Below are 12,543 nucleotides of genomic sequence, written 5' to 3'. Positions count from 1 at the left end.
AACAACTCAGGAGTCGTGCGTCGATGAATCGGATTTATCGCAAGGTCTGGAACAAATCGTTGGGTGTGTGGACCGTGGCCTCGGAATTGGCCAGCGGCGACAGCCCTGGAGCAGTAGCGCAGGCCTCGCTCATCGACCGCCGGCAGAGCCTGGCACTGGCCGCCGCGATCGCCCTGGCGCTGGGTAGCGCCGGCTTCGTCGCCCCTCTTCCCGCCAGCGCGCAATCGGTCGAAGTCGGCCGCGGTGCGTCCGCGCCTGCCGCCAAGGCCACCGCCATCGGTACCGGCAGCCATGCCAGCGCTACCGGTGCAGTGGCTACCGGCGCCGACAGCAGCGCCAGCGGTGTGAACAGCAGCGCGATCGGACGCCAGACCAATGCCATCGGCGAAAACGCCGTGGCGATCGGCTACAACAGTTTCGTGCGTCAGGCGGGCGAAAACGGCGTGGCGCTGGGCGCCAATGCCGGCGTCACCGGTGCCAATTCGGTCGCGCTGGGCGCAGGCTCGCGCACGCACGAAGACGACGTGGTGTCGGTGGGCAGCGGCAATGGCCGCGGTGGCCCTGCAACGCGCCGCATCACCAACGTCGGCGCCGGCATCAACGCCACCGATGCGGTCAACGTGGCGCAGCTGCGCGATGTGGCCGATGTGGCCGAAGACACCGCCACGTTCTTCAAGGCAACCCCGGGCGAAGACAGCGTGGGCGCCTACGTCGAGGGCGACAGCGCACTGGCTGCCGGCGATGCCGCCAACGCGGTGGGTACGGCGACAACGGCGCTGGGCACCGGCGCCAATGCAGTGGCCAACAACGCCACGGCGGTGGGCGCCAATGCGCTCGCCTCCGGGCAGAACAGCGCGGCATTCGGCCACAACGCACAGGCCAACGGCCCGGCCAGCGTGGCCGTTGGCGGCGCGGCAGTGAACGAAGACGGCGAGCCGCTGATCACCAACGGCGGCGTGCCGGTCACCACCGGCGCAACCAGCGCCGGGGTCGGCGGCACCGCGGTCGGCGCCAGCGCCAATGCAGACGGCTTTGCGGCGTCCTCGTTCGGCGTCGGCGCGTATGCCGCCGGTGCCCAGGCCTCGGCATTCGGTGCGGTGGCCAACGCCGGGGGCGATTACGCTACTGCCGTCGGTACCCAGACCAGCGCCAGTGGCACCAGCAGCACGGCCGTGGGCGGCCCGGTGGACCTGATCCCGGGCCTGGGCTTTTTCGTGCAGACCCAGGCCAGTGGCGAGGCGTCCACTGCGCTGGGCGCCGGTGCGATCGCCTCGGGCACCTACACCACTGCCGTCGGCACGCTGAGCGAGGCGTCGGGAACCGAAGCCACCGCGGTGGGCTACTTCGCCTACGCACCTGGCGAAGGTGCAACCGCAGTCGGTCCGGAGTCCTGGGCCAGCGGCGAACTGAGCACCGCGCTGGGTTACTACAGCACCGCACGCGGCGCCAACTCGGTGGCGCTGGGCGCCAATTCGGTGGCCACGCGCGCGGACACCGTGTCGGTCGGCGCGGCTGGCGCAGAACGTCAGATCACCAACGTCGCTGCCGGTACCGAAGGCACCGATGCGGTCAATCTCGATCAGCTCACTGCCGTCTCCGATGTCGCCTCCACCACCGCACGCACGTTCGTGGCCACCGGTGAGGGCGCTGCACTTGCCGAGGGCGTGGACAGCGTCGCGGCAGGGTCCAATGCGTCGGCGCTGGCCGATTACAGCACTGCGCTGGGTTCCAGCAGCCTTGCATCGGACATCAACACCACAGCCGTGGGCAGCGGTGCAGTTGCGAACGTCAACAACGCCACGGCAGTGGGTTTCAACAGCATTGCCAGCGACCGTTACGCCACGGCGCTGGGCGCAGACAGCACCGCGTCGGGGTTCTACGGCACGGCACTTGGCAGCACCAGCGTGGCCTTCGGTCGCGGTGCCACGGCGGTCGGTTTCGAAAGCATCGGCAACGGGCTCGAATCCACCGCACTGGGTTTTGCCAGCGTGGCGTTCGGCGACACCAGCACCTCGATCGGCGCGGAAAGCACCGCGTATGGCACGGGCAGCGTGGCTGTCGGCATCACCTCGGCCGCAGGTGGCGATGCCTCGGTCGCAATCGGCGACACCGCCATCGTGCTGGGCAACGGTTCGGTTGCGGTAGGCGCATCGACGAGCGTGTCGGCCGACAACAGCGTGGCGTTGGGTGCCAACTCGGTTGCCGACCGCGCCAACACGGTGTCGGTGGGTAGCGTGGATGGCCAGCGCCAGATCACCAATGTCGCTGCCGGTACCGAAGGCACCGATGCGGTAAATCTGGATCAGCTCAATGCTGTGGCCGGAGCCGCCGAAACCACCGCACGGCTGTATGCCGGTACCGGTGAAGGCACCGCGTTGGCGCAGGGCGAAGATGCCACCGCTGCCGGCTCCGATGCCACCGCAGATGGCGATTACAGCAGCGCCTTCGGTGCCAGCAGCCAGGCCACGGCCATCGGTGCCGTGGCGATCGGCAGCGGTGCCAGCGCCACCGCGCAATACGCCAATGCCGCCGGCTACAACGCGGCGGCCAGCGGCTTCGGCAGCGTCTCCAATGGCGCCTTCAGCCAGGCCAGTGGCGACTATGCCGTGGCCGTGGGTGGCGAGAGCGAAGCGGCCGGTGCGCAGAGCACCGCGCTCGGTGCAGCGGCCGGCGCCTATGGCGATGGGTCGCTGGCGGTCGGCGCGTTGAGCGAGGCGCAGGGCAGCGAATCCACCGCGATGGGGTATTTCGCCAGCGCCAGCGGCGAATCGGCCACTGCCGTGGGCGCGGAGAGTGTCGCCAATGGCACCAGCGCCGCGGCCTTCGGCTTCGGTGCAGAAGCCACGTCCAACTACTCCACCGCCTTGGGTGGGTATTCCACTGCGAGTGGCTTCAATAGCACCGCGCTGGGGAATTTCAGCACCGCCAGCGGTTCGAACACGGTGGCCGTGGGCGGTGATGCCACTGCCACAGGCGCCTACAGCATCGCCGCAGGCCAGGGCAGTGTGGCCAGCGGCTACAACAGCGTGTCGGTTGGCGGCGCCTTGCTCGGCTTGTTGCCGACCGAAGCTTCCGGCGATTTCTCCACCGCCGTGGGTGGTGCCGCGTGGGCACCGGGCCTCAACAGCACCGCATTGGGTAACTTTGCCGAGTCCACCGGCGAAAGCAGCGTGGCATTGGGCGCCGATTCGGTCGCCGATCGCGACTTTGCGGTGTCGGTGGGCAGTGCCGGCAACGAGCGTCAGATCACCAACGTCGCCGCCGGTACGCAGGGCACCGACGCGGTGAACCTGGATCAGCTCAACGCCGTTGCCGAGGCCGGCGCGGCCACCAGCAAGTTCTTCCAGGCCAGCGGCAGCGATGACAGCGATGCCGGTGCGTATGTCGAAGGCGACAACGCGCTGGCAGCAGGCGAGGGCGCCAATGCCACCGGCACCGGCACCACCGCCCTGGGTGCCGGCGCGCAAGCCGTTGCCGATGCGGCCACGGCGGTCGGCCTGAATGCACTGGCCAGCGGTATCGGCGGTGCAGCGGTGGGCAGCAATGCGCAGGCCCTGGGCGAGAACAGCAGCGCGTTCGGCAGCGATGCGCAGGCCAGCGATGTGGGTGCCACCGCCAACGGCGCTGGTGCACAGGCCATCTCGACCTACACCACGGCGGTGGGTAACGAGGCAGTTGCCTCGGACAACCAGGCCACGGCGATGGGCTTCCGCAGCACGGCCTCGGATGTCGGCAGCGCCGCGTTCGGTGGGTATAGCGAGGCCACCGGCCGGTTGTCTTCGGCATTGGGCTACGGCGCAGTGGCATCCAGCGACTACAGCACCGCCGTTGGTGCCGCAGCGCAGGCGTCCGGCGCCAGCGCGGTGGCCGTGGGTGAGTTCAGCGAAGCCACCGGCGATGAAAGCGTTGCGGTGGGCGGCAGCACGTTCTTCGGCTTCATTCCGGCGCGTGCGTCGGGTACGGGCGCGGCCGCCTTCGGCGCAGGTGCGTGGGCCACGGCGGACTACACCACTGCCATCGGCTGGAATTCCTTCGCCGATGGCCTCAACGCCAGTGCGCTGGGCCAGAGCGCAGCCGCGCTGGCCGACAACACGCTGGCCGTGGGCAGCGGCAGCCGCGCCGATGCGATCGGTGCCAGCGTGGTCGGCGTGGATGCGTCGGCCACCGGCATCAACAGCACCGGCGTCGGCCGCCAGGTGAATGTGATCGGCGAAAACGCCACTGCGGTGGGCTACAACTCGTTCGTGCGCCAGAGCGCGGTCAATGGCGTGGCGCTTGGTGCCAATGCCGGTGCCACCGGCGCCAACTCGGTGGCCCTGGGTGCCGGTTCGCGCACCTATGACGCGGACACGGTGTCGATTGGTAGCGGCAATGGTCGCGGCGGTCCGGCCACGCGTCGCATCGTCAATGTCAGCGATGGTCTGGCGGCGACCGATGCGGTCAACAAGGGCCAGCTGGATGCGGTGTCGGCCGATGTGCAGAACACCAGCAGCAAGTTCAAGACCACCGGCGATGCAGTGGCCAGCGCAACCGGCGAGCGCAGCACTGCTGCCGGCTCCGGCGCTGTCGCCACCGGCGCACGCAGCGTCGCCATTGCCTCCGGCAGCAGCGCCTCGGCCACCGGTGCCAGTGCGATGGGCGTGGACAGCAGCGCCAGTGGCGTGAACAGCACCGCGATGGGTCGTCAGACCAATTCCATCGGCGAAAACGGCGTGGCGCTGGGTTACAACTCCTTCGTGCGCGAAAGCGGCAGCAATGCGGTGGCGCTGGGTGCCAATGCCGGTGCCAGCGGCGCCGATTCGGTGGCTTTGGGCTCTGGCTCGCGCACCTACGACGCCAACACGGTATCGGTGGGTAGCGGCAACGGTCGCGGCGGTCCGGCGACGCGTCGCATCGTCAATGTCAGCGATGGTCAGACCGCTAGCGATGCGGTCAACAAGGGGCAGCTCGATGCCTTGGCGGCCGACGTACAGACCACCAGCGGCATGGTCAGGACCACCGGCGACGGTGTGGCATCGGCCACCGGCGATCGCGCAACGGCAGCGGGTTCGGGTGCAACGGCCAGCGGCGCACGCAGCGTGGCGGTGGCTTCCGGTAGCCGTGCCTCGGCCACCGGTGCCAGCGCGATGGGCGTGGACAGCAGCGCCAGCGGCGTGAACAGCACCGCGATGGGCCGTCAGACCAATTCCATCGGTGAAAACGGCGTTGCTCTTGGTTACAACTCCTTCGTACGCGAAAGCGGCAGCAATGCCGTGGCACTGGGCGCCAATGCCGGTGCCAGCGGTGCCGATTCGGTGGCTTTGGGCTCTGGCTCGCGCACCTACGACGCCAACACCGTGTCGGTGGGTAGCGGCAATGGTCGCGGCGGTCCGGCCACGCGTCGTATCGTCAATGTGGGCGCCGGCGCGATTGCCGATGCCAGTACCGATGCGATCAACGGCGGCCAGCTGTACCAGTCGCTGAGCAATGCCGCCAGCTTCCTCGGCGGCGGCGCGGCGATCGGTGCGCAGGGCGTGTTCGTGGCGCCGACCTATGTGATCCAGGGCGCCAGCTACAACAACGTGGGCGCTGCATTGACCGCGCTGGATACCAAGGTCACCGCACTGGATGCACGCGGCGGCATCGCGGCTTCCGGCACTGCGGTACGCACGGTGTCGCTCAGCTCGGCCACGGTGCCGGCGGTCGCTGCAACGGCTGCAGCCAGCAACGTGAGCGGTGCAACCGCCAGCGTGCAGGGCACGCCGACCACGGCAGCGGTTGGCAGCATCACCCCGGCGGCGACGTCCACGGCGGTGGGTACCGCTGCAGTGGCCAATCACGTGACCGGGACGGCCATCGGCGGCAGCGCCTACGCGCACGGCCCCAACGACACCGCGATCGGCAGCAATGCACGCGTCAATGCCGATGGCAGCACCGCTGTTGGCGCCAACACGCAGATTGCGGCAGTGGCCACCAATGCGGTCGCCATGGGCGAGGGCGCGCAGGTCACCGCGGCCTCGGGCACCGCCATTGGTCAGGGCGCACGTGCCACGGCACAGGGTGCCGTTGCACTGGGCCAGGGCTCGGTTGCCGATCGTGCCAACACGGTGTCGGTGGGCAGCGTGGGCGGCGAGCGGCAGGTGGCCAATGTGGCGGCCGGTACGCGTGCCACCGATGCGGTCAACAAGGGCCAGTTGGATAGCGGCGTTGCCGCGGCCAACAGCTACACCGACAGCCGCTACAGCGCGATGGCCGACAGCTTCGAAAGCTATCAGGGCGATATCGAAGACCGTCTGCGTCGGCAGAACCGTCGCCTGGATCGTCAGGGCGCGATGAGCTCGGCGATGTTGAACATGTCCGCCAGCGTGGCGGGTATCGCCTCGCCGAATCGCATCGGTGCCGGTGTCGGTTTCCAGAACGGCGAATCGGCGTTGTCGGTGGGCTACCAGCGTGCGATCAGCCCGCGCGCCACGTTGACCGTGGGCGGTGCGCTGAGCGGCGATGACAGCTCGATCGGCGTGGGTGCCGGTTTCGGCTGGTAAGCGATTGCATCAAACGCGACGGTGCCGATGTGCGCCGTCGCGGCAAGGCAGGGCCTGAGGGGGCGGGCAAGGACCGTGGCTAGGCCAGCCAACGGATTCGCATGGAGGAATGGCCGTACCAGGGGCAATCGAGAAAGCACCGCAGGCCGCGTAGCGGCTGCACGGCGTTTTCGACGCTGCTCCAAGCCTGATTCACGAAAAACACGAAGAGGACTTCACCGTGATCGACAAGACTTTCCGCCTCACCCCGCTGACCGGCGCCATCCTGATGATGGCCCTTGGTGCGTCCGGCACCCTGGCTGCCGCACCGAAACTGCTGGTCAAGGAACCGACCCAGGCAGCTCCGGCCGGCGCCGCTTTCAGTAGCCGCCTGATCGTGCGCTACAAGGAAAATACCGCCGCTGCGACCGATCGCAGCAGCAAGCTGGGTGCGGTGCAGGCCGCGGTCGGCCGCGTTGGTGCCAGCACCGGCGCACGCAGCAGCGCTGCCGCCGCCAAGGCGACGTATGTGCGCAAGCTCGGCATCGGCTCGGACCTGATCAAGCTGTCCAGCACGCTCACCGCCGCCCAGGTGGACAAGGTGGTGGTCGAGCTCAAGAACGATCCGTCCGTGGCCGACGTGCAGATCGACCGCATGTTGCGTCCGGTCGAGATCAAGAAGAGCGTTGCAGCCACCGATGTGAGCCCGCAGCTGGTTCCCAACGACCCGCTGTACGCGCAGTATCAGTGGCACCTGAGCAACCCGAACGGCGGCATCAACGCGCCGGCCGCGTGGGACCTGTCGCAGGGCGCCGGCGTGGTGGTGGCGGTGCTGGATACCGGCATCCTGCCGGGCCATCCCGATTTTGCCGGCAATCTGCTGCAGGGGTATGACTTCATCAGTGATGCCGAAGTCTCGCGTCGCCCGACCGATGCGCGCGTGCCTGGCGCGCTGGATTACGGCGATTGGGAAGAAGCCGACAATGTCTGCTACGACGGGTCTGTGGCGCAGGAAAGCTCCTGGCACGGCACCCACGTCTCCGGCACCGTGGCCGAGGCGACCAATAACGGCGTCGGCATGGCCGGCGTGGCGCCCAAGTCGACCATCCTGCCGGTACGCGTGCTCGGCCGTTGCGGCGGCTACACCTCCGACATCGCCGACGCCATCGTGTGGGCGTCCGGCGGTACGGTCGAAGGCGTGCCCGCCAACACCAACCCGGCCGAGGTCATCAACATGAGCCTGGGTGGCGGCGAGCCCTGCGATTCGGCCACCCAGCTGGCCATCAATGGCGCGGTGTCGCGCGGCACCACCGTGGTGGTGGCGGCCGGCAACAGCGGCGAAGATGCGGCCAACCATTCGCCGGCCAGCTGCAACAACACCATCACCGTGGGTGCCACCCGCATCACCGGCGGGATCACCTATTACTCCAACTACGGCAGCAAGGTGGACCTGTCCGGTCCCGGCGGCGGCGGCAGCGTGGACGGCAACCCGGGTGGGTACATCTGGCAGGCCGGCTACACCGGTGCGACCACGCCGACCTCGGGGAGCTATACCTATATGGGTTTGGGTGGCACCTCGATGGCGTCCCCGCACGTGGCGGGCGTCGTGGCCCTGGTGCAGAGCGCGGCCATCGGTCTGGGCGAAGGCCCGCTGACCCCGGCCGCGGTCGAGGCCCTGCTCAAGCAGACCAGCCGCCGCTTCCCGGTGACCCCGCCGGCCAGCACCCCGATCGGCAGCGGCATCGTCGATGCCAAGGCCGCGCTGGAAGCGGTGCTCGAAGAGCCGTGCGATCCGGACACCGAGACCTGCGCCCCGACCGCCATTGCGCTGACCAACAAGGTGCCGCTGACCGGCTTGAGCGGCACCTATGCCAGCTCCACGCTGTACAGCTTCGAAGCCAAGGCCGGCGCGGTGCTGAGCTTCATGACCTACGGTGGCACCGGCGATGTGTCGGTCTACGTCAGCCATGAGGCCGAGCCCAGCGCCACCAGCTTCGACGCCAAGTCGACGCGTCCGGGCAACAGCGAGACCGTGCGTTTCACCGCACCCAAGGCTGGCACTTACTACATCAAGCTGGTGGGTGCGATGGACTATGCGAAGGTGACGCTCGTCGCGCGACAGTAAGCGCGGGCAATAGTGTGACCGATGCCCCCGGCTAATCACCGGGGGCATCGTTTTTCAGGGCGATTCAGATGCGTGCGGTTGATCGTCGCGGCAAACTGCTACAGTCGGCGCCGGACCAGTGGAGACGAGTGTGAACGCGGTTGCCGTCGATCCAATTGAGCATCGAAGCGCGGAGATGCGCATCGTCGAAGCGCTGCTTGAACGCCGCCGTCTGAAGGACACCGATCTGCTGCGCGCGCGCCAGCTGCAGGCCGAATCGGGCATGGGCCTGCTGTCCCTGCTCGGCCGTCTGGGCCTAGTGTCCGAACGCGATCATGCAGAGACCTGCGCCGAAGTGCTCGGCCTGCCGTTGGTGGACGCGCGCCAACTCGGCGACACGCCGCCGGAAATGCTGCCCGACGTGCAGGGTCTGTCGCTGCGCTTTCTCAAACAATTCCATCTATGCCCGGTGGGCGAACGCGATGGCCGGCTGGAGTTGTGGATCGCCGACCCGTATGACGACTACGCCATCGATGCGGTCCGTCTTGCTACCGGCTGTGCGTTGTTCCTGCAGGTTGGCCTGCGCTCGGAAATCGACGATCTGATCGAGCGCTGGTACGGCCAGGGCCGCAGCGCGATGGGCACCATCGTCGAGACCGCCGATGGCGATGCCAACAGCAGCGACGACATCGAAGCCTTGCGCGATTTGGCTTCCGAAGCGCCGGTGATCCGGCTGGTGAATCTGGTGATCCAGCACGCGGTGGAACTGCGCGCCTCCGACATCCATATCGAACCGTTCGAAAGCCGGCTCAAGGTGCGCTACCGCGTGGACGGCGTGTTGGTGGAAGGCGAAAGCCCGCCCGCCAAGCTCACTGCCGCGGTGATCAGCCGCATCAAGATCATGGCCAAGCTCAACATCGCCGAGCGCCGCCTGCCGCAGGATGGACGCATCATGTTGCGCGTGCAGGGCAAGGAACTGGACCTGCGCGTGAGTACCGTGCCCACCGCGCATGGCGAAAGTGTGGTGATGCGTCTGCTCGATCGCGAAACGGTGGTGTTCGACTTCTACAAGCTCGGCTTCACCGAAGAATTCCTGCCGCAGTTCCGCAAGGTGCTGGAGCAACCGCACGGCATCATGCTGGTCACCGGCCCCACCGGCTCGGGCAAGACCACCACGCTGTACACCGCGTTGAGCCAGCTCAACACCGCCGACGTCAAGATCATCACCGTCGAAGACCCGGTGGAGTACCAGATCGAAGGCATCAACCAGATCCAGGCCAAGCCGCAGATCGGACTGGATTTTGCCAACGCATTGCGCAGCATCGTGCGCCAGGACCCGGACATCATCATGATCGGCGAAATGCGCGATCTGGAAACCGCGCGCATCGCGATCCAGTCCGCGCTCACCGGTCACCTGGTGCTGTCCACGCTGCACACCAATAATGCCGCTGGTGGCATCACCCGCCTGCTGGACATGGGAGTGGAGGATTACCTGCTCACCTCCACCATCAACGGCATCCTGGCGCAGCGCCTGGTGCGCAAGCTCGATCTGGCCAACGCCGAACGCTATGCCGCTTCGCCGGAGGAGATCGAACGCTTCAATCTGCGCCGCCTGCAGCCCGATGGCGAGATCTTCCTGTATCGTCCGCGCCCCTCGGCGGCGGCGCCGACCGGGTATCTGGGACGCACCACCATCGTCGAATTCCTGGTGATGAACGACGAACTGCGGCGCGCGGTGATGCGCCGCGCCGGCATGGGCGAAATCGAACAACTGGCGCGCCAGGCCGGCATGCGCACCATGTACGAAGACGGCCTGTCCAAGGCCCTGCGTGGCGAGACCACCATCGAAGAAGTCCTGCGCGTCACGGAGGATGCGTGATCGGTAAGGCGGCAGAAACACGCCTAGCAGGCACTGGACCAACGAATCGCCAGCACAGCCATCCGCTGGCTCTGCTGTGCGTGGACAGCGAGGCGTGCGCGATGTCGCCAATACGCAGCGATGTGCTTTTCCCGATTCCCGATTCCCGATTCCCCAATCCCGGCCTCTCAGCCTGATGCCCCTCTACCGCTACAAGGCGCTCGACGCCCACGGCGAAATGCTCGATGGCCAGATGGAAGCGGCCAGCGATGCCGAGGTGGCGCTGCGGCTGCAGGAACAAGGCCATCTGCCGGTGGAAACCCGTCTAGCCACCGGCGAAAACGACTCGCCGTCGTTGCGCATGCTGCTGCGCAAGAAGCCGTTCGACAACGCGGCGCTGGTGCAGTTCACCCAGCAGCTGTCCACCCTGATCGGCGCCGGGCAGCCGCTGGATCGCGCCCTGTCGATCCTGATGGACCTGCCCGACGACGACAAAAGCCGGCGCGTGATCGGCGATGTGCGCGACACCGTGCGCGGTGGTGCGCCGCTGTCCTCGGCACTGGAGCGCCAGCACGGGCTGTTTTCCAAGCTGTACATCAACATGGTGCGCGCCGGCGAGGCTGGCGGCAGCATGCAGGACACCTTGCAACGGCTGGCCGACTACCTGGAACGCAGCCGTGCGCTCAAGGGCAAGGTCATCAATGCGCTGATCTATCCGGCGATCCTGCTGGCGGTGGTGGGCTGCGCGCTGTTGTTCCTGCTCGGCTACGTGGTGCCGCAATTTGCGCAGATGTACGAGAGCCTGGATGTCGCCTTGCCGTGGTTCACCCAGGCGGTGCTGAGCGTGGGCCTGCTGGTGCGCGACTGGTGGATCGTGCTGGTGGTGGTGCCGGGCGTGCTGGGATTGTGGCTGGATCGCAAGCGTCGCAATGCCGCCTTCCGCGCATCCCTGGACGAATGGCTGCTGCGCCAGAGAGTGATCGGCAGCCTGATCGCACGGCTGGAAACCGCACGGCTCACACGCACGCTGGGTACCTTGTTGCGCAACGGCGTGCCGCTGCTGGCGGCGATCGGCATCGCACGCAACGTGATGTCCAATACCGCGCTGGTCGAGGACGTGGCCACCGCTGCCGACGACGTCAAGAACGGCCACGGGCTGTCGATGTCGCTGGCGCGCGGCAAGCGGTTCCCGCGGCTGGCGTTGCAGATGATCCAGGTCGGCGAGGAATCCGGCGCCCTGGACACCATGCTGCTCAAGACCGCCGATACCTTCGAGCTGGAAACCGCGCAGGCCATCGATCGCGCACTGGCGGCGCTGGTGCCGTTGATCACGCTGGTGCTGGCCTCGGTGGTGGGGCTTGTCATCATTTCGGTGCTGGTACCGCTGTATGACCTCACCAATGCGATCGGCTGAGTGCAATGACCCACACCGCTGCGTTGCCGTCAGCCGGACCCAAGCGGGGCTCGGCATCGGCAGGCATCGCTCGTACACTTCGGTAGCGCCACGCAGTGCGTTCAGCTGCGCAGCGTATTCACCACAACTTTCCGGTGACCGCGCGACACCCATGCGGGAACCAGTGCAATGGTCGCCGTGTCATCTAGTGGCGGCAGCATCCTTCATCGACGTGCAAGGAAATCGTTCATGATCAAGCGTTCCATTACCCGCAGTCCGTCGCGTGCAGCCCAGGCCGGCATGAGCCTGCTGGAAATCATCATCGTCATCGTGCTGATCGGCGCGGTGCTGACCCTGGTGGGCAGCCGCGTGCTGGGCGGTGCCGACCGCGGCAAGGCCAACCTGGCCAAATCGCAGATCCAGACCCTGGCCGGCAAGATCGAGAATTTCCAGCTCGACACCGGCAAGTTGCCGGGCAAGCTCGACGACCTGGTCACCCAGCCCGGCGGCAGCAGCGGCTGGCTGGGTCCGTACGCCAAGCCGGCCGAACTCAACGACCCATGGGGCCACACCATCGAATACCGCGTCCCCGGCGATGGCCAGCCGTTCGATCTGGTGAGCCTGGGCAAGGACGGTCGCCCCGGTGGCAGCAGCTACGACGCGGACATCAAGTACCAATAAGCCTTAC

At 67.3% G+C, this 12,543-nt stretch carries 5 protein-coding genes; all 5 read left to right on the top strand.

Annotated elements, in window-relative coordinates:
• The first annotated feature begins 23 nt into the window (after window positions 1-23).
• The 5 genes from A7D17_RS21265 (at window position 24) to gspG (ending at window position 12,536) form a co-directional block, all read left to right on the top strand.
• Complete coding sequence (locus A7D17_RS21265; protein WP_064510933.1) at window positions 24-6,521, top strand: ESPR-type extended signal peptide-containing protein; 6,498 nt, start codon at window positions 24-26, stop codon at window positions 6,519-6,521.
• Between the two features lie 220 nt (window positions 6,522-6,741).
• On the top strand, window positions 6,742-8,625 hold the full coding sequence (locus tag A7D17_RS21260) for a diffusible signal factor-reguated S8 family serine peptidase (protein ID WP_064510932.1): 1,884 nt from the start codon (window positions 6,742-6,744) through the stop codon (window positions 8,623-8,625).
• Window positions 8,626-8,755: 130 nt separating this feature from the next.
• A complete protein-coding gene (gspE, locus tag A7D17_RS21255) occupies window positions 8,756-10,483 on the top strand; it encodes a type II secretion system ATPase GspE (RefSeq protein ID WP_064510931.1) in 1,728 nt (575 codons plus the stop codon).
• A gap of 175 nt (window positions 10,484-10,658) precedes the next feature.
• Window positions 10,659-11,876: a type II secretion system protein XpsF gene (gene xpsF / locus A7D17_RS21250; RefSeq protein ID WP_064510930.1), complete on the top strand. Its 1,218-nt coding sequence runs from the start codon at window positions 10,659-10,661 to the stop codon at window positions 11,874-11,876.
• Between the two features lie 228 nt (window positions 11,877-12,104).
• On the top strand, window positions 12,105-12,536 hold the full coding sequence (gene gspG / locus A7D17_RS21245; RefSeq protein WP_064510929.1) for a type II secretion system major pseudopilin GspG: 432 nt from the start codon (window positions 12,105-12,107) through the stop codon (window positions 12,534-12,536).
• Window positions 12,537-12,543 lie beyond the last annotated feature (7 nt).

The organism is Xanthomonas floridensis, from assembly GCF_001642575.1.
GTDB lineage: Bacteria > Pseudomonadota > Gammaproteobacteria > Xanthomonadales > Xanthomonadaceae > Xanthomonas > Xanthomonas floridensis.
The sequence above is the reverse complement of the archived record's forward strand: the minus strand, read 5'-3'. Positions and strand labels throughout refer to the sequence as shown.

Bases quoted from the DNA above. Each gene is read 5' to 3' on its own strand.
- A7D17_RS21265 (WP_064510933.1), top strand. From the start codon at position 24: ATGAATCGGATTTATCGCAAGGTCTGGAACAAATCGTTGGGTGTGTGG.
- xpsF (WP_064510930.1), top strand. From the start codon at position 10,659: ATGCCCCTCTACCGCTACAAGGCGCTCGACGCCCACGGCGAAATGCTC.
- gspG (WP_064510929.1), top strand. From the start codon at position 12,105: ATGATCAAGCGTTCCATTACCCGCAGTCCGTCGCGTGCAGCCCAGGCC.